Origin of the sequence: Streptomyces sp. NRRL S-37 (genome assembly GCF_000721605.1) — a bacterium.
Taxonomy (GTDB): Bacteria; Actinomycetota; Actinomycetes; order Streptomycetales; family Streptomycetaceae; genus Streptomyces.
In genome coordinates, this window is record NZ_JOIZ01000005.1 from 18,771 (window position 1) to 38,838 (window position 20,068).

At 71.0% G+C, this 20,068-nt stretch carries 23 protein-coding genes; 11 read left to right on the top strand and 12 right to left on the bottom strand.

Features of this window, described 5'->3' with window-relative positions; translation table 11 throughout:
• Positions 1 to 11 precede the first annotated feature (11 nt).
• The 4 genes from IH50_RS0106925 to IH50_RS0106940 form a co-directional block, all read right to left on the bottom strand.
• The gene (locus tag IH50_RS0106925) at positions 12 to 530 is read right to left on the bottom strand and encodes a SixA phosphatase family protein (protein ID WP_030858418.1); all 519 of its coding nucleotides are present in this window, start codon (positions 528 to 530) and stop codon (positions 12 to 14) included.
• A gap of 63 nt (positions 531 to 593) precedes the next feature.
• Entirely contained in the window at positions 594 to 800 is a 207-nt protein-coding gene (locus IH50_RS0106930) for a hypothetical protein (protein WP_030858420.1), read from the bottom strand.
• Positions 801 to 968: 168 nt separating this feature from the next.
• Positions 969 to 1,085 carry an SGM_5486 family transporter-associated protein gene (locus tag IH50_RS43145; RefSeq protein ID WP_107061988.1) on the bottom strand — a complete coding sequence of 39 codons (117 nt, stop codon included), beginning with the start codon at positions 1,083 to 1,085 and terminating at the stop codon, positions 969 to 971.
• Positions 1,086 to 1,441: 356 nt separating this feature from the next.
• Positions 1,442 to 2,740, bottom strand: a complete 1,299-nt coding sequence (locus IH50_RS0106940) for a CynX/NimT family MFS transporter (RefSeq protein ID WP_420709023.1) — start codon at positions 2,738 to 2,740, stop codon at positions 1,442 to 1,444.
• An 82-nt stretch (positions 2,741 to 2,822) separates the two neighbouring features.
• On the opposite strand from IH50_RS0106940, the gene IH50_RS0106945 reads away from it, so the two are divergent.
• On the top strand, positions 2,823 to 3,515 hold the full coding sequence (locus IH50_RS0106945; protein ID WP_030858424.1) for a FadR/GntR family transcriptional regulator: 693 nt from the start codon (positions 2,823 to 2,825) through the stop codon (positions 3,513 to 3,515).
• Between the two features lie 69 nt (positions 3,516 to 3,584).
• On the opposite strand, the gene fabI is transcribed toward IH50_RS0106945, so the two are convergent.
• From fabI to IH50_RS43505, 4 genes are all read right to left on the bottom strand, one after another.
• A complete protein-coding gene (gene fabI, locus IH50_RS0106950) occupies positions 3,585 to 4,352 on the bottom strand; it encodes an enoyl-ACP reductase FabI (protein WP_030858427.1) in 768 nt (255 codons plus the stop codon).
• Positions 4,353 to 4,357: 5 nt separating this feature from the next.
• On the bottom strand, positions 4,358 to 5,062 hold the full coding sequence (fabG, locus tag IH50_RS0106955) for a 3-oxoacyl-[acyl-carrier-protein] reductase (RefSeq protein WP_030858429.1): 705 nt from the start codon (positions 5,060 to 5,062) through the stop codon (positions 4,358 to 4,360).
• Positions 5,063 to 5,221: 159 nt separating this feature from the next.
• A complete protein-coding gene (locus IH50_RS0106960; protein WP_158801175.1) occupies positions 5,222 to 5,392 on the bottom strand; it encodes a hypothetical protein in 171 nt (56 codons plus the stop codon).
• Positions 5,393 to 5,421: 29 nt separating this feature from the next.
• Positions 5,422 to 5,613 carry an SEC-C metal-binding domain-containing protein gene (locus tag IH50_RS43505; RefSeq protein WP_420709024.1) on the bottom strand — a complete coding sequence of 64 codons (192 nt, stop codon included), beginning with the start codon at positions 5,611 to 5,613 and terminating at the stop codon, positions 5,422 to 5,424.
• Between IH50_RS43505 and IH50_RS0106965 the strand changes: the two genes are divergently transcribed.
• The 5 genes from IH50_RS0106965 to tyrS all read left to right on the top strand — a co-directional run bounded on the left by IH50_RS0106965 (position 5,593) and on the right by tyrS (position 11,484).
• A complete protein-coding gene (locus IH50_RS0106965; RefSeq protein ID WP_234328106.1) occupies positions 5,593 to 6,327 on the top strand; it encodes a DUF5753 domain-containing protein in 735 nt (244 codons plus the stop codon). The two genes, IH50_RS43505 and IH50_RS0106965, sit on opposite strands and share 21 nt — an antisense overlap.
• The gene (locus IH50_RS0106970; protein WP_030858436.1) at positions 6,324 to 6,524 is read left to right on the top strand and encodes a DUF397 domain-containing protein; all 201 of its coding nucleotides are present in this window, start codon (positions 6,324 to 6,326) and stop codon (positions 6,522 to 6,524) included. Before IH50_RS0106965 ends, IH50_RS0106970 begins: the two co-directional genes overlap by 4 nt.
• Positions 6,525 to 7,149: 625 nt before the next feature.
• Positions 7,150 to 8,673, top strand: coding sequence for a TldD/PmbA family protein (locus tag IH50_RS0106975; protein ID WP_030858438.1), 1,524 nt, complete (start codon positions 7,150 to 7,152; stop codon positions 8,671 to 8,673).
• Between the two features lie 81 nt (positions 8,674 to 8,754).
• Positions 8,755 to 10,149, top strand: coding sequence for a metallopeptidase TldD-related protein (locus IH50_RS0106980; protein WP_030858440.1), 1,395 nt, complete (start codon positions 8,755 to 8,757; stop codon positions 10,147 to 10,149).
• A 66-nt stretch (positions 10,150 to 10,215) separates the two neighbouring features.
• The gene (gene tyrS, locus IH50_RS0106985) at positions 10,216 to 11,484 is read left to right on the top strand and encodes a tyrosine--tRNA ligase (protein ID WP_030858442.1); all 1,269 of its coding nucleotides are present in this window, start codon (positions 10,216 to 10,218) and stop codon (positions 11,482 to 11,484) included.
• 109 nt (positions 11,485 to 11,593) lie between these two features.
• Here the strand turns inward: tyrS and IH50_RS0106990 are convergent, their stop codons facing one another.
• A complete protein-coding gene (locus tag IH50_RS0106990; RefSeq protein WP_030858445.1) occupies positions 11,594 to 11,878 on the bottom strand; it encodes a GlsB/YeaQ/YmgE family stress response membrane protein in 285 nt (94 codons plus the stop codon).
• Positions 11,879 to 12,102: 224 nt separating this feature from the next.
• Here IH50_RS0106990 and IH50_RS0106995 point away from each other — a divergent pair, with 224 nt between their 5' ends.
• The 3 genes from IH50_RS0106995 (at position 12,103) to IH50_RS43150 (ending at position 13,280) form a co-directional block, all read left to right on the top strand.
• On the top strand, positions 12,103 to 12,501 hold the full coding sequence (locus tag IH50_RS0106995; protein WP_030858447.1) for a DUF3099 domain-containing protein: 399 nt from the start codon (positions 12,103 to 12,105) through the stop codon (positions 12,499 to 12,501).
• Between the two features lie 244 nt (positions 12,502 to 12,745).
• Positions 12,746 to 12,967 carry a hypothetical protein gene (locus IH50_RS0107000; RefSeq protein ID WP_030858449.1) on the top strand — a complete coding sequence of 74 codons (222 nt, stop codon included), beginning with the start codon at positions 12,746 to 12,748 and terminating at the stop codon, positions 12,965 to 12,967.
• 184 nt (positions 12,968 to 13,151) lie between these two features.
• Entirely contained in the window at positions 13,152 to 13,280 is a 129-nt protein-coding gene (locus IH50_RS43150) for a hypothetical protein (RefSeq protein ID WP_267883269.1), read from the top strand.
• Positions 13,281 to 13,483: 203 nt separating this feature from the next.
• On the opposite strand, the gene moaA is transcribed toward IH50_RS43150, so the two are convergent.
• The 3 genes from moaA to IH50_RS0107020 form a co-directional block, all read right to left on the bottom strand.
• A complete protein-coding gene (gene moaA, locus IH50_RS0107010; RefSeq protein WP_030858451.1) occupies positions 13,484 to 14,473 on the bottom strand; it encodes a GTP 3',8-cyclase MoaA in 990 nt (329 codons plus the stop codon).
• 160 nt (positions 14,474 to 14,633) lie between these two features.
• On the bottom strand, positions 14,634 to 16,262 hold the full coding sequence (locus IH50_RS0107015; RefSeq protein WP_030858453.1) for a cation acetate symporter: 1,629 nt from the start codon (positions 16,260 to 16,262) through the stop codon (positions 14,634 to 14,636).
• Positions 16,259 to 16,615 (bottom strand): DUF485 domain-containing protein, encoded by a 357-nt coding sequence (locus IH50_RS0107020; protein WP_030858455.1) that lies wholly within the window; start codon positions 16,613 to 16,615, stop codon positions 16,259 to 16,261. The genes IH50_RS0107015 and IH50_RS0107020 overlap by 4 nt, the downstream gene beginning before the upstream one ends.
• A 269-nt stretch (positions 16,616 to 16,884) precedes the next feature.
• On the opposite strand from IH50_RS0107020, the gene IH50_RS0107025 reads away from it, so the two are divergent.
• Together IH50_RS0107025 and IH50_RS0107030 are read left to right on the top strand one after the other, a co-directional pair.
• On the top strand, positions 16,885 to 18,414 hold the full coding sequence (locus tag IH50_RS0107025) for a S8 family serine peptidase (RefSeq protein WP_030858457.1): 1,530 nt from the start codon (positions 16,885 to 16,887) through the stop codon (positions 18,412 to 18,414).
• A gap of 64 nt (positions 18,415 to 18,478) precedes the next feature.
• Positions 18,479 to 20,011 (top strand): S8 family peptidase, encoded by a 1,533-nt coding sequence (locus tag IH50_RS0107030; protein WP_030858460.1) that lies wholly within the window; start codon positions 18,479 to 18,481, stop codon positions 20,009 to 20,011.
• Positions 20,012 to 20,068: the final 57 nt, after the last annotated feature.

Consider the following 20,068-nt stretch of genomic DNA (forward strand, 5'->3'; position numbering starts at 1 on the left):
CGTGCCGGGTGTCACTCGGTGGGCGCCCAGTAGTCGACCAGCGTGCCGACGCCGGGTTCGAGGGTCTTCCAGGAGCCGGTGAAGGACAGGACGGCGAAGGCGGCGGCCGGGTAGCCGAGCCGGCTCATGCGCTCGCGGGCGTCGCCCTCCGCCGCGCCGGCCAGGATGTCGGCGAGTCCCTGGACGCCCGGGTTGTGGCCGACCAGGAGGACGTTCTGCGCGTCGTCGGGGGTTTCGTTGAGCAGGGCGATCAGCTCGCCGGGCGAGGCATCGTAGATCCGCTCCTCGTAGACGGTCTTCGGCCGCTCGGGAAACTCGTGGACCGCGAGCTTCCAGGTCTCACGGGTCCGGACCGCGGTGGAGCACAGGGCCAGGTCGAAGGCGATGCCGGTGTCGGCGAGCTTGCGCCCGGCGACGGCGGCATCCATGCGGCCCCGCTCGGCGAGTGGGCGCTCGTGGTCGGAGACCGGGGGCCAGTCGGCTTTCGCATGCCGGAAAAGGACAATCCTGCGGGGTTCTGCGACGCTCATGTGACCCAGCTTCGCATGAAACAGGCCATGGGGCGCAGGGAGTTGACCGGCGCTTCCGGGGGGTCAGCGGGCTATGAGCTGCTGCGCGCGCTCGACGAGGTGGGTGAGCGCGGGATCGCCCACGGCCGCGTGGGCGTCGGCGGGGTTGAGGACCAGGGTGAGCAGGGCGACGAAGGCGAGGGTGGGCAGGGCCAGGGCCCACCACGGCAGCCGGGTGGTGACGGCGCCCCGGGGAGCCGGGTGGGGCGGGGTGTGCGTGCGCGCCGACATGGGGCCTCCGCTCTTCGAGTGGTCCGTGGTCCGTGGCCCGCGTCTCGCGTCTCGCGGCCACATCTCGAAGGTACGGATTTCCGAGGGCCCGGCCCATCCGGTGATCCACCCACTTGACCCTGAGCCTGGCCCCCTAGGGGATAGGGGTGCCAGCACCACCATGGGGCGTCACGGGGCGAGGATCGTCGCGATCACGCCGATGACGATGAAGATGGCGAAGAACGCGCCGAAGACGAGGAGCATCTTCTTCTGGCTGTTCTGCGGGTTCGGGTCGAGGACTGGCATGGGGCAAGTCTCGCACCTCGGTCGCCTGCGGCGGGCTTCGGGGGCGTACGGCGTGGGTGGCCTGGCGGCCGGGCAGGTGGCCTGAGGGCCGTGGCCTTCGGCGTCATGGCTTCGTCGGCCGGTTCGCCGGGGTGGTTTACGGCCGTGGAGGGGCCGTTTGTTTCGCCCCCGCCGCCCCTTCCCGTCCCTGGGGGCTCCGCCCCCAGACCCCCTCGCGCAGTTCCCCGCGCCCCTATACGCCCAGCCCCCTCGCGCCCACGCGGCGGAGCCGCATATCGGCACAGCCCCGCGCCCCTATGGCCCGCCCCCCTTCGCGCCCGCGCGGCTGAGCCGCACGTCGGCACAGCCCCGCGCCCCTAGGAGGCCGTTGCCTCGTCCTCCACCGTGCGGTCGCGGCCTGCCAGGACGCCCACGATCATCTGGGGGATCATCAGGCCGGCCATCAGGGCGATCGGCAGGCCCCAGCCGCCGCTGTGCTGGTAGAGGACGCCCACCAGGAGCGGGCCGGGGATGGAGATCAGATAGCCGGTGCTCTGGGCGAAGGCCGACAGCTGGGCCACGCCCGCGCCGGTCCTGGCCCGCATCCCGACCATGGTGAGCGCCAGCGGGAAGGCGCAGTTCGCTATGCCCAGCAGCACCGCCCAGGCCCAGGCACCGGCGGCCGGGGCGAGGTACAGGCCCGCGTAGCCGACGAGGCCGCTGACGCCCAGCGCGAGCACGATCGGGCCCTGGTGGGGCAGCCGGGTGGCGAGGCGCGGGATGACGAAGGCCAGCGGTACGCCCATCACCATGGTGACCGCGAGGAGCAGCCCGGCCGTGCCGGCGGGGACGCCGGCGTCCCGGAAGATCTGCGCCATCCAGCCCATGGTGATGTAGGCGGCGGTGGCCTGGAGCCCGAAGAAGACGGCCAGCGCCCAGGCGGTGCGGCTGCGGGTCATGCGCAGCCGCACCGGTGCCTCGGCGGGCGCGTCCCGTCCGGCACGCGCCCCGTCGTGCTCCGGTTCCCGGGCCCGTACGAAGGGGATCCACGGCAGTACGGCGGCTGCCGCCAGGGCCGCCCACAGGACGAGGCCCGAGCGCCAGTTCCCGCCCAGCGCGTCGGTCAGCGGCACGGTCACGGCCGCCGCCGTGGCGGTGCCCAGGGCGAGGGCCATGGAGTACAGGCCGGTCATGGAGCCGACCCGGTCGGGGAACCAGCGCTTGACGATGACCGGCATCAGGACGTTGCTGACGGCGATGCCCATCAGCGCCAGCGCGCTGGTGGCCAGGAACGCCGCCGTGCCGCCCACGTACGGGCGGATCAGCAGGCCGGTGCCGATGGCGACCATGCCGGCGCAGACCACCGCGCCCGCGCCGAACCGGCGGGCCAGCCGCGGCGCGGTGACGCCGAAGACGGCGAAGCACAAGGGGGGCACGGAGGTGAGCAGTCCGGCCACGCTCCCGCTCATGCCGAGCCCGTCGCGGACCTCCTCCAGCAGCGCGCCCAGGCTGGTGATGGCGGGGCGGAGGTTGAGCGCGGCCAGCACGATGCCGACGACGAGCAGTCGCGTCCGCCAAGCGTGCGCGGCACCGGCCCGGCGGACGGTCCGGGCCTCGGACGCGGCCGGTGTGCGTACGGTCGTGGACGTGGGTGTCCGGGTTTCCTCGCTAGCCATGACACCCATCATAGAATCATGGGATGATTGGTTGTCCATGCCGAGGTCGCCGTGCGGCGCCCCTGTCGTGCGAAGGTGTGTCATGCCGCTGAGCCATCCCCGTCGTTCGGCCCTGTCCGAGCAGGTCATCGCCGCCCTGCGGGCCCAGATCACCTCGGGCGAGTGGCCGGTCGGCACGCGCATCCCCACCGAGCCGGAGCTGGTGGAGCAGCTGGGGGTGGCCCGCAACACGGTCCGTGAGGCCGTCCGCGCGCTGGCGCACAACGGGCTGCTGGACATCCGGCAGGGCTCGGGCACGTACGTGGTGGCCACGAGCGAGCTGGCGGGCGTGATGCACCGCCGCTTCGCCGACGCCGACCCCCGGCACATCGCCGAGCTGCGTTCGACCCTGGAGTCGGCGGCGGCGCGGCTGGCCGCCGAGCGGCGCACGGAGAAGGACCTCAAGCAGATCGACACCCTGCTGCTGCGCCGGGAGGAGGCCTGGGGGTCGGGTGAGGCGGAGGCGTTCGTGGCGGCGGACGCCACGTTCCACCTGGCGGTCGTGGCCGCCTCGCACAACGACGTGATGACCGCGATGTACGCGGATCTGAGCGAGGTGTTGCGGGACTGGCTGCGCGACGACGTGGGCGAGGGGATGACCCCGGAGACGCACATGGACCACGGCCGGCTGGTGGACGCGATCCGCGCGGGGGACGCGGCGACGGCGGCCGAGGAGGCCGCCGCCTATCCGTTCATGTGCCGTCCGGGGCTGTTCGGTCCGCCCTCCGCCGGCTGACGCGCGCCGGGGGTGACAGCGCGAGGGCCCGCACCCCGTACGGGATGCGGGCCCTCGTGAGGCGTCCGGTCAGGCGCCGATGGCGTGCAGACCGCCGTCCACGTGGACGATCTCGCCCGTGGTCTTCGGGAACCAGTCGCTCAGCAGGGCGACGACGCCCCGGCCGGCCGGCTCGGGGTCCTTCAGGTCCCACTCCAGCGGGGAGCGGTGGTCCCACACGGAGGCCAGTTCACTGAAGCCCGGGATGGACTTGGCGGCCATGGAGCCGATCGGGCCCGCGGAGATCAGGTTGCAGCGGATGTTCTGCTTGCCCAGGTCACGGGCCATGTAACGGCTGGTGGCTTCCAGGGCGGCCTTGGCGGGGCCCATCCAGTCGTACTGCGGCCAGGCGTACTGCGCGTCGAAGGTGAGGCCGACGACCGAGCCGCCGTTCTGCATCAGCGGCAGGCAGGCCATGGTCAGCGACTTCAGGGAGTACGCCGAGACGTGCATGGCGGTGGCGACCGACTCGAACGGCGTGTTCAGGAAGTTGCCGCCGAGCGCGTCCTGCGGCGCGAAGCCGATGGAGTGCACGACGCCGTCGAGGCCGCCGAGCTCCTCGCCGACCACGTCGGCCAGCCGGCCCAGGTGCTCGTCGTTGGTGACGTCGAGCTCGATGACCTTGGTGGGCCTGGGGAGCTTCTTGGCGATGCGCTCGGTCAGGGTGGGCCGCGGGAACGCGGTCAGGATGATCTCGGCGCCCTGCTCCTGGGCCAGCTTGGCGGTGTGGAAGGCGATGGAGGACTCCATCAGCACACCGGTGATCAGGACGCGCTTGCCCTCGAGAATTCCGCTCATGTCGTTCAGTGACCCATTCCCAGTCCGCCGTCAACAGGAATGACGGCTCCAGTGATGTACGAGGCCTCGTCCGAGGCGAGGAACCGCACCGCGGCGGCGATCTCCTCCGGCTGCGCGTACCGGCCGAGCGGCACCTGCGACACGATGTTCGCCCGCTGGTCGTCGGTGAGCACCTTGGTCATGTCGGTGTCGACGAAGCCGGGCGCGACGACGTTGAAGGTGATGTTGCGCGAGCCCAGCTCACGGGCGAGGGAGCGCGCGAAGCCGACCAGGCCGGCCTTGGAGGCGGCGTAGTTCGCCTGCCCCGCGGAGCCGAGGAGTCCGACCACCGAGGAGATCAGCACGACGCGGCCCTTCTTGGCGCGCAGCATGCCGCGGTTGGCGCGCTTGACGACCCGGAAGGTGCCGGTGAGGTTGGTGTCGACGACCGAGGTGAAGTCCTCCTCGGACATGCGCATGAGGAGCTGGTCCTTGGTGACACCGGCGTTGGCCACGAGCACCTCGACGGGGCCGTGTGCCTCCTCGATCTCCTTGTAGGCCTGCTCCACCTGCTCGGGGTCGGTGATGTCGCACTTGACGGCGAGGAAGCCGGCCGGCGGCTCCCCCGAGCGGTATGTGATGGCGACCTTGTCGCCGGCGTCGGCGAACGCGCGGGCGATGGCGAGGCCGATGCCCCGGTTGCCTCCGGTGACGAGAACCGAGCGGCTCAACGGATCACCCTTTCGATAGCGGTCTGGTGCACCGCCCGGACACCTGGATGACAGGCGGCTACCCCGAAAACCTATCGGTCCGGCCCCCGCCCGGGACATTCGGGCACCGACAGTGGCTCTCGTGGCCTCCTGTCGGGTTCCTACAGTTCGTGGCCCCGGTCAGTCCGCCATACCGGGTGCGCGGGCCGACAGCCCTTCGGCGCGAGCGGTCGCGGGCATCCTGCGGTCGTCTTCCTCGCGCTCGGCAAGGAGTACCGCCAGAGGGTCGACGTCCTCCGGCACCTCGTAGTGCGGCATGTCGTGGCGGTCGGCGGCGGTGACGGAACTCACCACCCTGCGGCAGAGACATTGTTCCTGCATCAGACCAGAGCCGGGTTTCCGCAGCACTTCTTGTACTTGCGGTCCGAGCCGCACCAGCAGGGGCCGTTGCGCGGCGGCGGCCAGGCGGGGGCCTGCCCGCGACGGGCGAGTTCGGCCGCATACGCGGACCGGGTTGCCGGGGCATCGGCGGAACCGCCGGCCGCTTCGGCGTGGGCCTCCAGCCCGGCCACCGTGGCACAGCCGACCGCGAGGCCAAGATCGAGCAGGGGAAGCGGTTCCCGCCGGCGGACCTGCCCGCGCGGGCGGAGGAGGTCCTGGGGCCGGTCGCGGTCAAGGTCCTCACGGCGGCGGCGAAGAGCCTGACGCGGAGGGTGGGGCTGGCGTCGTGGTTCCGTCATTGGGCGGGGATCGAGGAGGAGGCGATCTCCCTGTACGCGTATGAGTGCCGGGCGGTTCCCGGGTTGTTGCAGCCGGAGGGGTACGCGCGGGCGGTCTTCGTACGTCAGCTTCCGCCGTTCACTCAGGAACAGATCGATCGCAAGGTGGCCGCACGGCTTGAGCGGCAGACGCTCTTGACCGAGCGGCCGAACACCGCCTTCACATTCATCATCGAACAGGCCATTCCGGAGCGTGGGGTCGGCGGGGCATCGGTCACCGGCGCCGTCATCGACCACCTGCTGGATATGGGCGACAGGACCAATGTCGAGATTCAGATCATGCCTCTCCACCAGCAGGACCACTGCGGTGTGGATGGTCAGCTGTACATGGCCGAGACACCGGGACACCAGTGGTTCGGTTACATCGAGGGACATCGATCGAGCAGTCTGATTGCTGATCCCGGCGAGGTGAGTGTCCTCCATCAACGTTATGGCAAGCTGCGTTCCCAAGCCCTGGACCGCCGGGCTACGGTGAACCTGCTGGAACGGATGCGAGGAGCGCTATGAGCACCACCACCGATCTGAACTGGTTCAAGAGCAGCTACAGCGGCGGAGATGGGGACAACTGCGTCGAGGTCGCCGTGCGCCCCGGAACCGTCCACATCCGTGACTCCAAGGACAAGAGCATCCGGCCTCTCACCGTCACGCCGACCGCATGGGCGGCGTTCGCGGCACTCGCGGCGGGCGCGGCCCTGGACGGCTGAGTCCGCGTCGTACGTGACGCCGGCGGGGGGGGGGGGGGGGGGGGGGGGGCCCCGCCCCCCCCCCCGGGCGCCCCCCCCCCCCCCCCCCCGCCAGCCGCCCAGACCCGTGTCCAGGCAGGTGCCGGGGTTGATGACGTAGGTGCTGAAGCCGCCCCGCAGCGGGAACTCCACGGTGAGGTACTGCGCGCGGTGGTTGCAGGCCGTCAGCCCACCCCTGGTCAAGGGCTCGTCGGCGACCGCCGCGGGGGCGGACAGGACCGTGAGGAGACCGGCGGTCGCGGCCGCCAGGGCGGCCACACGACGCATACGCATACGCACTCCTTGTGTCAGGCCGTCCGGTGATCGTCCGGACCGGCGCTTCCGAACGTACGGTGACTCCACGCACGGACAGTGACGGGATATATACCGGTTGGTGAACAACCGTTACTTCAGGAGCAGTTGGGGATCCACGGGTGGGCGTGAAGCGCCACGGCGGGCGCCCGCGGCCCCGGCGGCCGAACCGCTCGTCGGCACCGGGGCGATGACGCCGGACGGCCCGTCGTCCGCCACGCCTCCCGGGACACCGCATGATTCACTGCTGACGGACGAACACATCTCGGATGGTGAGAAAAAGGGGAGGCCGCTCGTGGCCCATGAGGTCGATCAGTCATTCCTTGCGCTGCCGTTGCGCGCGCTCGCCGATGCCGCGCTGGCACGCGCGCGCGCACTGGGGGCGGAGCACGCGGACTTCCGCCTGGAGCGGGTGCGCAGCGCGTCCTGGCGGCTGAGGGACGCCAAGCCGGCCGGGTCGTCGGACACCACCGACCTCGGCTACGCGGTGCGCGTGGTGCACGGCGGGACCTGGGGGTTCGCCTCCGGGGTGGACCTGACCCCGGACGCCGCCGCCAAGGTCGCCTCGCAGGCGGTGGCGATGGCGAAGCTGTCCGCTCAGGTGATCCGGGCGGCGGGGTCCGACGAGCGGGTGGAGCTGGCGGACGAGCCGGTGCACGCCGACAAGACCTGGGTGTCGTCGTACGAGATCGATCCGTTCGCCGTGCCCGACGAGGAGAAGGCCGGGCTGCTGGCCGAGTGGAGCGCGCGGCTGCTGGCGGCGAACGGGGTGGACCACGTCGACGCCTCGCTGCTCACCGTGCACGAGAACAAGTTCTACGCCGACACCGCCGGGACCGTGACCACGCAGCAGCGGGTGCGGCTGCACCCGGTGTTCACGGCCGTGTCCGTCGACGACTCCAGCGGTGAGTTCGACTCCATGCGGACCCTCGCGCCGCCCGTCGGGCGCGGCTGGGAGTACCTGACGGGCACCGGCTGGGACTGGGACGACGAGCTGGGGCGGATTCCGGAGCTGCTCGCCGAGAAGATGCGGGCGCCGAGCGTCGAGGCGGGGCTGTACGACCTGGTGGTGGACCCGTCCAACCTGTGGCTGACCATCCACGAGTCCATCGGGCACGCCACCGAGCTGGACCGCGCGCTCGGCTACGAGGCGGCCTACGCCGGGACCTCGTTCGCCACCTTCGATCTGCTGGGCAAGCTGAAGTACGGCTCCGAGCTGATGAACGTCACCGGTGACCGCACCGCCGAGCACGGGCTCGCCACCGTCGGCTACGACGACGAGGGCGTCGAGGCGCAGTCCTGGGACCTGGTGAAGGACGGCACGCTGGTCGGCTACCAGCTCGACCGGCGGATCGCGAGGCTGACCGGGTTCGAGCGGTCCAACGGGTGCGCGTTCGCGGACTCCCCCGGCCATGTGCCGGTGCAGCGCATGGCCAACGTGTCGCTGCGCCCCGATCCGGCCGGGATGTCGACGGAGGACCTGATCGGGGGCGTGGACCGGGGCATCTACGTCGTCGGTGACCGGTCGTGGTCGATCGACATGCAGCGGTACAACTTCCAGTTCACCGGGCAGCGCTTCTACCGGATCGAGAACGGACGGCTCGCGGGGCAGCTGCGGGACGTCGCCTACCAGGCCACGACCACCGACTTCTGGGGCTCCATGGCGGCGGTCGGCGGTCCGCAGACGTACGTCCTGGGCGGCGCCTTCAACTGCGGCAAGGCCCAGCCGGGGCAGGTCGCGGCGGTCTCGCACGGCTGCCCGTCCGCCCTCTTCAAGGGAGTCAACATCCTCAACACGACGCAGGAGGCCGGGCGATGAGCGTCAGCACCGGAACCGGCTGGGGGTCCGGGGGTCGCCCCCCGGGAAAGCACAGTCTCAACACGCGCAGGAGGCCGGGCGATGAGTGCGCGGATCAGCAAGCCGTACGAGATCGTCGAGCGGGCCCTCGACCTGTCCCGGGCCGACGGCTGTGTCGTGATCGCCGACGAGGAGTCCACCGCCAATCTGCGCTGGGCGGGCAACGCGCTCACCACGAACGGTGTCACGCGCGGGCGCACGCTCACCGTGATCGCCACGGTGGACGGGGCGCAGGGGACGGCCTCCGGGGTGGTGTCCCGGTCCGCGGTGACCGTGGACGAGCTGGAGCCGCTGGTGCGGGCCGCCGAGGCCGCCGCGCGGGGCGCGGGCCCGGCCGAGGACGCGCAGCCGCTGGTCACCGGGGTGGCTCCGTCGCCCGAGTTCACGGAGGCGCCGGCCGAGACGTCGTCCGCCGTGTTCGCGGACTTCGCGCCGGCGCTGGGCGAGGCGTTCGCACGCGCGCGTGCCGGCGGCCGGGAGCTGTACGGCTTCGCCAACCACGAGATGGTCTCCAGCTACCTCGGCACGTCGACGGGGCTGCGGCTGCGGCACGACCAGCCGAACGGGACCCTGGAGCTGAACGCCAAGTCGCCGGACCGTACGCGGTCGGCGTGGGCGGGGCGCTCCACGCGGGACTTCAAGGACGTCGACCCCGCGGCGCTCGACGCGGAGCTGGCCGTACGGCTGGGCTGGGCCGAGCGGCGCCTGGAGCTGCCCGCGGGCCGGTACGAGACGCTGCTGCCGCCGACCGCGGTGGCGGACCTGCTGATCTACCAGCTGTGGTCGGCGTCGGGGCGGGACGCGGCCGAGGGCCGCACGGTGTTCTCCAAGCCGGGCGGCGGCACCCGGGTCGGCGAGAAACTGGCCGGGCTGCCGCTGACCCTGCGCAGCGACCCGGACGAGCCGGGCCTGGAGTCGGCGCCGTTCGTGATCGCGCACTCCTCCGGCGGCGACCAGTCGGTGTTCGACAACGGGCTGCCGCTGACGGCGACGGAGTGGATCCGCGAGGGCGAGCTGAGGCATCTGACCACCAGCCGGCACGGCGCGGGCCTGACCGGGCTGCCGGTGGCGCCCGCGATCGACAATCTGATCCTGGACGGGGGTGACGACCGCTCCCTGGAGGAGATGGTCGCGGCCACCGAGCGGGGGCTGCTGCTGACCTGCCTGTGGTACATCCGCGAGGTCGACCCGGCGACGCTGCTGCTCACCGGGCTGACCCGGGACGGCGTCTACCTCGTCGAGAATGGCGAGGTCACCGGTGAGGTGAACAACTTCCGGTTCAACGAGTCGCCGGTGGATCTGCTGGGCCGGGCCGCCGAGGCGGGCCGTACGGAGAAGACGCTGCCCAGGGAGTGGGGCGACTGGTTCACCAGGGCGGCGATGCCCGCGCTGCGCGTCCCCGATTTCAATATGAGCTCTGTCAGCCAGGGCGTATAACCTCGTAGTCGTTCGCAAGCGGCCGTCACCCGACCGGCCGAAGATCATCGAGGAGACACGAGAACCGTGACGGACATCGTCGACGAGCTGAAGTGGCGCGGGCTGTTCGCCCAGTCCACCGACGAGGACGCTTTGCGCAAGGCGCTCGCGGACGGTCCCGTCACGTTCTATTGCGGTTTCGACCCGACCGCGCCGTCGCTGCACGTGGGGCACCTGGTGCAGGTGCTCACCGTGCGCCGGCTCCAGCAGGCCGGTCACCGGCCGCTGGCGCTGGTCGGCGGCGCCACGGGCCAGATCGGCGACCCGCGGCCGACCGCGGAGCGCACGCTGAACTCGCCGGAGACGGTCGCGGGCTGGGTGGAGCGGCTGCGCGGCCAGATCGAGCCGTTCCTGTCCTTCGAGGGCGAGAACGCGGCCGTCATGGTCAACAACCTCGACTGGACGCAGAACCTGTCCGCGATCGAGTTCCTGCGGGACATCGGCAAGCACTTCCGCGTCAACAAGATGCTGACCAAGGACTCGGTCGCCCGGCGCCTGGAGTCCTCCGAGGGCATCAGCTACACGGAGTTCAGCTACCAGCTGCTCCAGGCGATGGACTTCCTCCAGCTCTACCGGCGCTACGGCTGCACGATGCAGCAGGGCGGCAGCGACCAGTGGGGCAACCTCACGGCCGGTCTCGACCTGCTGCACCGGCTGGAGCCGGAGGCGTCCGTGCACGCCTACGCCACGCCGCTGATGACGAAGGCGGACGGCACCAAGTTCGGCAAGACCGAGGGCGGCGCCGTCTGGCTCGACCCGGAGATGACGACACCGTACGCGTTCTACCAGTTCTGGCTGAACGTGGACGACCGGGACATCTCGGGCTACATGCGGATCCTGTCCTTCAGGTCCCGTGAGGAGCTGGAGGAGCTGGAGCGGCAGACGGAGGAGCGTCCGCAGGCCCGGGCCGCGCAGCGCGCGCTGGCCGAGGAGCTGACGACGCTGGTGCACGGCGCGGACCAGACGGCCGCCGTGATCGCCGCGTCCAAGGCCCTCTTCGGCCAGGGCGAGCTGACCGGGCTGGACGACCGCACGCTGGCGGCGGCGCTCTCCGAGGTACCGCACGTCCAGGTGGCCGAGCTGGGCCAGGTGGTCGACCTGTTCGCCGAGGTCGGTCTGGTGCCGAGCAAGTCGGCCGCGCGGCGCACGGTGAAGGAGGGCGGCGCCTACGTGAACAACGTCAAGGTCACCGCCGAGGACGCCGTCCCCGCGAAGGAGGACCTGCTGCACGGGCGCTGGCTGGTGCTGCGCCGGGGCAAGAAGAACCTGGCGGCGGTGGAGGTCACAGCCGGCTGAGCCGACGGGCTGGTGCGGGGCGGTCTCCGGCATGCGCCGGGGGCCGCCCCTTCGCCGTACGCCGGAAACCGCCTCGTCGTACGCCGTCGTCGCCGCCGCATGTGCCGGGTCAGGCCCGTTGCCGCTGGTGCTTCCTGCGCTGCATCGCGGTGTACAGCATCTCCGCGAGCAGGACGACGACGATCGCCGCGCCCAGCTGGAAGATGTGCCGGCCCCAGTCGATGCCCCGTGTCTCCTCGATCCCGAAGCCCCGCGCGATGGCATTGCCCACGACGGCGCCGATCATTCCGCAGATGGTGGCCAGCCACAGCGGGAGGTGCTGCTTGCCGGGAATCACCGCCTTGGCGATCAGGCCGAGCACGAATCCCACGATGATCGCCCACAACCAGCCCATGGCTGCCTCCTCGTACGGCTTGACGCGAGCATTACGGCCAGTGTCGGCCGAGACGCGGTACGCCGCATGTCGGACATGCCGTACGCGCCACGGGGCGGGGTGACCCACCCTCGTGGCCCGGCCGGGCGCGGCGTAACGTGGACATGTCCGGACCCGGTGCCACGGAACGGGGCGGCGGCCGGTCAGATACAAAAAGGTCCGATGCGGGCGGATGGTGGAATGTGATGCGGAAGCAGCATGGCGGTGGCAGCGCCCAGGTGTTCCGGATCACCGGTGCCCGGACGGGCCTCCAGGAGGACGTACGGGGGCGGCAGCGCCGGTACGTGATCTCGATGGCCGTCCGTACGGTCTCGGTCATCCTCGCGGCGACGCTGTGGAACGTGGAGCGGCACGTCGCGATCGTGGCGCTGGTGCTCGGGGCGGTCCTGCCGTACATCGCGGTGGTGATCGCCAACGCCGGGCGCGAGAACGCGCCGTCTCTGCCGTCGACCTTCGTGACGATGCCGATGAAGCCGATGATCGCGCCGTCGCGGACGAATGACGGTTCCGCGGAATCCGATGCGGAAGATGTGACGTCACAGACGGTGCCGGGCGCACGAACGGAGCGGCCCGCGGGGTCGTGAAGATCGGGACGTGAGCGCGGACCGCGGCAAGCGGAAGGCACTTACCCGCCAAGCTCAGGAAAACCTCAGATCAATCATGTTGTTCCGGTGCCGGGGGCGGGGTGACCCGTGACATACTTCGTACGCGCTCCGCATCCCCCGTCGGAGCGACGGACCGACGCCGGGCAGCTCCCCCCGTGGCTGCTCGGCGTCGCCTTTTCCGAGGACTTCGGGCTGGGCCGACCGGGTTAGGGTCGGCGGTGTGATGACGCCTGATCCCGAGATCCCGATCTGCTCCGCCAAGGGTTGCCGTGCCGCCGCCGCCTGGGTGCTGGCGTGGAACAACCCCAAGATCCACACGCCGGAGCGCCGCAAGACGTGGCTCGCCTGCGAGGAGCACCGCGAGCACCTGTCGCAGTTCCTCGGGATGCGCGGCTTCCTGAAGGACGTCGTGCCGTTCCCCGAGTGGGCCTCACCCGAGGACTGACCTCGGGCGCGGCCGGCCGCCGAGCTCAAGAAAAGCTCAGATCAATCGCTATGTTCCGGTGCCGGGGGCGGGGTGGCCCATGGCATGCTTCTGGTGCTCTTCGCCCCCCTCACCGAGCAACTCCGGGCTTCGGCGCCAGAGTTCGCGGCAGCAGGCCGCGCACACGGATGCCCAGGAGGTCGCGATGGACGACGGACGGCGCGAAAGGGTAAAACGCTCGGCCCAGGCGGTGTGGCCGTTCCTGATGGGGCTTCTGGGGCGCCTTGCCGGCGCCGCACTCAGCTCCTGGTGGAACGACCGGCACAGCCTGTAGCCGAGCACCGGTGTAACACCGTCCGACCGTTGCAGCGGTCGGCCGGCTCGCCCTCCGGGCGGGCCGGCAGTGGGGTCGCGTCTGCCAGGACGCGGCCCCACGTGTCGTGCAGCACTCTAGGCGCCTCCAGCGCTTGCCGCCTAGGGCCGTCGGCGAACTGGCGTGGGCACCCGGAGGACGGCCGTCGGTGGCGCGAGCGCTGGTCAGCCGCCGATGGCGGACATCGGGCGGTCCGGCTGGACGAAGGCCGGGTCGTCCAGGCCCGCTCCCGCCTTCTTGCCCCACATCGCCAGTTTCCAGATGCGGGCGATCTCCTCGTCGGGGGCGCCGGAGCGCAGGGCCGCGCGGAGGTCGGTCTCCTCGGTGGCGAACAGGCAGGTGCGTATCTGTCCGTCGGCCGTCAGGCGGGTGCGGTCGCAGGCCGCGCAGAAGGGGCGGGTGACGGAGGCGATGACGCCGACGCGGTGCGGGCCGCCGTCGACCAGCCAGCGCTCGGCCGGTGCGGAGCCGCGCGCCTCGTCGCCCTCGGGGGTCAGCTCGAAGCGGGTGCGCAGGGAGGCCAGGATGTCCCCGGCGGTGATCATGCCCTCGCGCTTCCAGCCGTGCTGGGCGTCCAGGGGCATCTGCTCGATGAAGCGCAGCTCGTAGTCGTGCTCCACGGCCCAGGCGAGGAGGTCGGGGGCCTCGTCGTCGTTGAGCCCCGGCATCAGGACCGAATTGACCTTCACCGGGGTCAGACCGGCCTCGCGGGCCGCGTGGAGGCCGTCGAGGACGTCCTGGTGGCGGTCGCGGCGGGTGAGGGTCTTGAAGACGTCCGGGCGGAGCGTGTCCAGGGAGACGTTGACCCGGTCCAGGCCCGCCTCCTTCAGGGCGGGTGCGATACGGCGGAGCCCGATACCGTTGGTGGTGAGGGACGTCTGCGGGCGGGGTTCCAGGGCGGCGACGCGCTCGACGATGCCGGCCAGGCCGGGGCGGAGCAGCGGCTCACCGCCGGTGAAGCGGACCTCCTCGACGCCGAGGGAGGTGACGGCGATGCCGACGAGGCGGACGATCTCGTCGTCGGTGAGCAGGTCGGGCTTGGCCAGCCATTGCAGGCCCTCCTCGGGCATGCAGTAGGTGCAGCGCAGATTGCAGCGGTCGGTGAGCGAGACCCTCAGATCAGTGGCCACTCGGCCGTAGGTGTCGATGAGCACGTGGGCCCCCTCCCTCGACGCGGATCACTCGTGCCCGGCTGCCTCCGAGCCTACGTGACGCCACCGACAACCCCGGCGACCGGATGTGACGAAGATGCGCGACGGCCGCGTCGCAGGGACCTCCAGGGGTCCGTACGACGCGGCCGCGCGATGCCGCGGATCAGTGGGCGCCGGTGCCGGTCAGGGACCGGACCTCCAGCTCCGCGTACTTCTTGGCGTCGGGCTCCTCCTTCGACAGGACGGTGCCGAGCCAGCCCATCGCGAACCCGAACGGGATGGAGATGATGCCCGGGTTCTTCAGCGGGAACCAGGCGAAGTCGACGTCGGGGAACATCGCCTTGGGGTCGCCGGACACCACGGGTGAGAACAGCACCAGGCCGACGGCGACGATCAGACCGCCGTAGATCGACCACAGCGCGCCCTGGGTGGTGAACCGCTTCCAGAACAGGCTGTAGAGGATGGTCGGCAGGTTGGCGGAGGCGGCGACCGCGAAGGCCAGCGCGACCAGGCCGGCCACGTTCAGGTCGCGGGCGAGGGTGCCCAGCGCGATGGAGACGACGCCGATGAGGACGGTCGCCCAGCGGGCCGCCCGCATCTCCTCCTTCTCGGTGGCCTGCCCCTTGCGGATGACGTTGGCGTAGATGTCGTGCGCGAAGGAGGACGACGAGGCGAGGGTGAGTCCGGCGACCACGGCGAGGATCGTCGCGAAGGCGACCGCCGAGATGGTGGCGAGCAGGATCGCGCCCCAGGCCGAGTCGACGCCGCCCAGGTGCAGGGCGAGCAGCGGGGCCGCCGTGTTGCCGGACGGGTTGGAGGCGATGATCTCGTCCTGGGAGATCAGCGCGGCGGCGCCGAAGCCGAGGGCGATGGTCATCAGGTAGAAGCCGCCGATGATGCCGATGGCCCAGTTCACGGACTTCCGGGCGGCCTTGGCGTTGGGCACCGTGTAGAAGCGGATCAGGATGTGCGGCAGGCCGGCGGTGCCCAGCACCAGGGCGATGCCGAGGGAGATGAAGTCCAGCTTGGTGGTGCCGTCGGCGCCGTACTGGAGGCCGGGCTCGAGGAAGGCGTCGCCCTTGCCGCTGTTCTCGGCGGCACTGCCCAGCAGGTCGGAGATGTTGAAGTTGAACTTCAGCAGCACCAGGAAGGTGATGAGGATCGTGCCGCCGATGAGCAGCACGGCCTTGACCATCTGGACCCAGGTGGTGCCCTTCATGCCGCCGATGGAGACGTACACGATCATCAGGACGCCGACGAGGGCGACGATGAGGATCTTGCCGGCGTCGGAGGTGATGCCGAGCAGCAGTGAGACGAGGATGCCCGCGCCCGCCATCTGGGCCAGCAGATAGAAGATCGACACGACGATGGTGGAGGTGCCGGCGGCGGTGCGCACCGGGCGCTGGCGCATGCGGTAGGCGAGGACGTCGCCCATGGTGTAGCGGCCGGAGTTGCGCAGCGGCTCGGCGACCAGCAGCAGGGCCACCAGCCAGGCGACCAGGAAGCCGATCGAGTACAGGAAGCCGTCGTAGCCGAAGAGGGCGATGGCGCCCGCGATGCCGAGGAAGGAGGCGGCCGACATGTAGTCGCCGGAGACCGCGAGCCCGTTCTGGAAGGCGCTGAACTGACGTCCGCCCGCGTAGAAGTCGGCGGCGTCCTTGGTCTGCCGGCCCGCCCAGACGGTGATGCCGAGGGTCGCGAGGACGAACAGCACGAACAAGGTGATGATCAGCGCGCGGTGTTCGCTCGCCTCGCTCGCGGCGAGGGTGACATGGGTGATCGAGGGGCTCATGCGCCGCCCTCCATACGGGTCTTGATGGCCTCGGCCTTGGGGTCGAGCTGGGCGGCGGCGTGCCGGGAGTACCACCACGCGATGAGGAACGTGGTGATGAACTGCAGGACGCCGAAGACGAAGGCGACGTTGATGTTGCCGAACAACTTGGTGCCCATGAAGCCGCCCGCGTAGTTGGAGAGCAGGACGTACAGCAGGTACCAGACGATGAACGCGACGGTCAGCGGGAAGGCGAAGGAGCGGTAGGAGCGGCGCAGTTCACCGAACTCAGCGCTCTCCTGCACCTCGGTGAACTCCTCGGGGGTGGGGAGTTTGTGTTGTCCTGTCGAGGGGGGCGGTGCTTCGGCGGCCACGGGGTCTCCTCGCGGTGCGGTTCGGTTCGGGCGGGGACGAAAGGCGAGTGTCCTCGCGCTTCCTGCCCAAGGGCACGGCGCCACGCGAGGACCGGTTCAACCGGTCGGCTCTTTCTTTTCCTCTGCCGTTTTCCGAAGACGTAACCGGCAAAACATTGCTGGCCAGCGAGAGCGCGGGATAGCTTCACCCTGCACCACCCCGTCATGTACCTGCCCGAGCACCACCCGTGTATCGGGCCGGTTTCGTTTCCGGATGATGTGGAGACCCCATGGCTCATCTGCGTTCCAGACGCCGGCTCGCTCTCGCCGTGCCCGTCGTGCTGTCCCTGACCGCCTCGCTCGGTTTCCTGCCGGCGGCGGCCTCGGCGGCCCCGCGGGCGGTGCCGGCCGAGCAGGCGACGGACGCGCCCGCCCTGGCGTACGTCGTCAACACCAGGGCGGACCGCCGCACGATCGCGTCGGTGGAGCGGGCGATCGCCGCGGCCGGCGGGAAGGTCGTGGTCACGTACGACAGGATCGGTGTGATCGTCGTCCACTCGGCCAACCCGGACTTCGGCAAGGAGATCCGTAAGGCCCGCGGGGTCCAGTCCGCCGGCGCCACCCGCACCGCGCCGCTGACCGCGGCCGGGACGACGGACGAGGGCGCCGCCGACTTCGTGACCGCCGCCGAGGCCGCGCGGACGGAGGCCGCCTCCGCGCGGACCCCCGGCAGCGAGCCGCTCGAGGCCGACCAGTGGGACCTGCGGGCGATCGGCGCCGACAAGGCCGCGAAGATCGACGACGGCAGCCGCAGGGTGACCGTCGCCGTGATCGACACCGGCGTCGACGACACCCACCCGGACCTCGCCCCGAACTTCTCCGCCTCCCAGTCGGCCAACTGCGTCGGCGGCAAGGCGGACACCAGCGAGGGCGCCTGGCGTCCGTACACGGCCGACGACTACCACGGCACCCATGTGGCCGGTGAGATCGCCGCGGCCCGCAACGGTGTCGGCGTCGCCGGTGTCGCCCCCGGCGTCAAGGTGGCCGGCATCAAGGTCAGCGACCCGGACAACGGCCTGTTCTACCCGGAGAACGTCGTCTGCGCGTTCGTGTTCGCCGCCGACCACGGCGTGGAGATCACGAACAACAGCTACTACGTCGACCCGTGGCTCTACAACTGCATGGACGACCCCGACCAGAGGGCGATCGTCGACGCGGTCAACCGTGCCCAGCTGTACGCGCAGAAGAAGGGCACCCTGCACCTCGCCGCGGCCGGCAACGACAACCACGACCTGGCCTCCGACGCCATCGTCGACGACTCCAGCCCCGACGACTCCACGCCGGTGACGCGCACCATCGACCCGAGCGAGTGCTTCGACGTGCCGACCCAGCTCCCGGGCGTCGTCACCGTCAGCGCGACGGGCGTGCAGAACCTCAAGTCGTACTACTCCACGTACGGCAAGGGCGTCGTCGACGTCGCCGCGCCGGGCGGCGACCGCCGCTACCAGCTTCCGGACACGCCGTCGAAGGACGGCCGCATCCTGTCCACCATGCCGAACGGCGAGTACGCCTGGCTGCAGGGCACCTCGATGGCCTCCCCGCACGCCGCCGGTGTCGCCGCACTGCTGAAGTCCAAGCACCCGTGGGCCTCCCCCGCCCAGCTGCAGGCGCTGCTGAAGGCCCAGGCGGACAACCCGGGCTGCCCCGAGACCTACGACCAGGACGGCGACGGCGCGCAGGACGCGACCTGCGAGGGCGGCCGCCGGGTCAACGGCTTCTACGGCTTCGGCATCGTCGACGCGCTGCGCGCCGTCAAGTGACCCACGCCGCACCGCACTTCCCGCCCGACCGTCCGACCGCACCCGTGAACGAACTGGAGACTTCATGACCGCGTCCCACCCGCGTCACCGCCGCGCGCTCGCCATCCCGGCCGGGATGGCCATGGCGACGGCACTCGCCTTCCTGCCGAACACCGCGGCCACGGCCGCCCCGGCCGCCGAGCAGCCGGCCGCGGCCTCCGCCGACGCGACCCCGCTCAGCTACGTGGTCAACGTCAAGGGCGGGCACGGCACGTCGGCGCACGTGAAGAAGGCGATCGGCAAGGCCGGCGGGACGATCGTGACGTCGTACGACACGATCGGCGTCATCGTCGTCCACTCCTCGAACGCCGACTTCGCGAAGACCATCCGCAAGGTACGCGGAGTGCAGTCGGCCGGTGCCACCCGCACCGCGCCGCTGCCGTCGGCGGCCACCGCGGACACGGTCACCCCGAAGGCGCTCAGCGCCTCCGAGATCGCCCGGGCCGAGTCGGCGGCGGCCGAGGGCCAGGACCCGCTCCAGGGCCTGCAGTGGGACCTGCCCGCCATCAAGGCGGACAAGGCGCACGAGAAGTCCCTGGGCAGCTCCAAGGTGACCGTCGCCGTCATCGACACCGGTGTGGACGACACCCACCCGGACATCGCGCCCAACTTCGACCGGGCCGCGTCGGTCAACTGCGTGTCGGGCAAGCCGGACACCAGCGACGGCGCCTGGCGGCCGGGCGCGCAGGAGAGCCCGCACGGCACGCACGTCGCCGGTGAGATCGCCGCCGCGAAGAACGGCGTCGGCATGACCGGTGTCGCGCCGGGCGTGAAGGTGTCGGGCATCAAGGTGTCCAACCCGGACGGCTTCTTCTACACCGAGGCCGTGGTGTGCGGCTTCGTGTGGGCGGCCGAGCACGGGGTCGACGTCACCAACAACAGCTATTACACCGACCCCTGGTACTTCAACTGCACGGACGACCCGGACCAGAAGGCGCTCGTCGAGGCCGTCACCCGGGCGTCGCGGTACGCGGAGCGCAAGGGCGCGGTGAACGTGGCCGCGGCCGGCAACGAGAACTACGACCTCGCCTCCGACGAGATCACCGACCCAGTCTCGCCGAACGACTCCACCCCCTCGGACCGGGTGATCGACCCGGACGAGTGCCTCGACATCCCGACCCAGCTCCCGGGCGTGGTGACGGTCGCGGCGACCGGCGCGAAGGGGCTGAAGTCGTCGTTCTCCAACTACGGCCGGGGCGTCGTCGACATCGCCGCGCCGGGCGGCGACTCGACGGCGTACCAGGCGCCGGAAGCGCCCGCCACCAGCGGTCTGATCCTGGGCACGCTGCCCGGCGGGTCGTGGGGCTACATGGCGGGTACGTCGATGGCGTCCCCGCACGTCGCGGGCGTCGCCGCACTGATCAAGTCGACGCACCCGCACGCCTCGCCGGCGCTGGTCAAGGCCCTGCTGTACGCGGAGGCCGACGCCACCGCGTGCACGGACCCGTACGACATCGACGGCGACGGCAAGGTCGACGCGGTGTGCGAGGGCCCGAAGAACCGCAACGGCTTCTACGGCTGGGGCACGGCCGACGCGCTGGACGCGGTGACGCGGTGACGCGGTAGTCGTCGCTCCCGCGGGAGCCGTGTGAGGTGAGAGGGGCCGGGCGATCAC

Bases quoted from the DNA above. Each gene is read 5' to 3' on its own strand.
- IH50_RS0106925 (WP_030858418.1), bottom strand. From the start codon at position 530: ATGAGCGTCGCAGAACCCCGCAGGATTGTCCTTTTCCGGCATGCGAAA.
- IH50_RS0106930 (WP_030858420.1), bottom strand. From the start codon at position 800: ATGTCGGCGCGCACGCACACCCCGCCCCACCCGGCTCCCCGGGGCGCC.
- IH50_RS43145 (WP_107061988.1), bottom strand. From the start codon at position 1,085: ATGCCAGTCCTCGACCCGAACCCGCAGAACAGCCAGAAGAAGATGCTC.
- IH50_RS0106940 (WP_420709023.1), bottom strand. From the start codon at position 2,740: ATGGCTAGCGAGGAAACCCGGACACCCACGTCCACGACCGTACGCACA.
- IH50_RS0106945 (WP_030858424.1), top strand. From the start codon at position 2,823: ATGCCGCTGAGCCATCCCCGTCGTTCGGCCCTGTCCGAGCAGGTCATC.
- fabI (WP_030858427.1), bottom strand. From the start codon at position 4,352: ATGAGCGGAATTCTCGAGGGCAAGCGCGTCCTGATCACCGGTGTGCTG.
- IH50_RS0106970 (WP_030858436.1), top strand. From the start codon at position 6,324: ATGAGCACCACCACCGATCTGAACTGGTTCAAGAGCAGCTACAGCGGC.
- IH50_RS0106980 (WP_030858440.1), top strand. From the start codon at position 8,755: ATGAGTGCGCGGATCAGCAAGCCGTACGAGATCGTCGAGCGGGCCCTC.
- IH50_RS0106990 (WP_030858445.1), bottom strand. From the start codon at position 11,878: ATGGGCTGGTTGTGGGCGATCATCGTGGGATTCGTGCTCGGCCTGATC.
- IH50_RS0106995 (WP_030858447.1), top strand. From the start codon at position 12,103: ATGCGGAAGCAGCATGGCGGTGGCAGCGCCCAGGTGTTCCGGATCACC.
- IH50_RS0107000 (WP_030858449.1), top strand. From the start codon at position 12,746: ATGACGCCTGATCCCGAGATCCCGATCTGCTCCGCCAAGGGTTGCCGT.
- IH50_RS43150 (WP_267883269.1), top strand. From the start codon at position 13,152: ATGGACGACGGACGGCGCGAAAGGGTAAAACGCTCGGCCCAGGCGGTG.
- IH50_RS0107015 (WP_030858453.1), bottom strand. From the start codon at position 16,262: ATGAGCCCCTCGATCACCCATGTCACCCTCGCCGCGAGCGAGGCGAGC.
- IH50_RS0107025 (WP_030858457.1), top strand. From the start codon at position 16,885: ATGGCTCATCTGCGTTCCAGACGCCGGCTCGCTCTCGCCGTGCCCGTC.
- IH50_RS0107030 (WP_030858460.1), top strand. From the start codon at position 18,479: ATGACCGCGTCCCACCCGCGTCACCGCCGCGCGCTCGCCATCCCGGCC.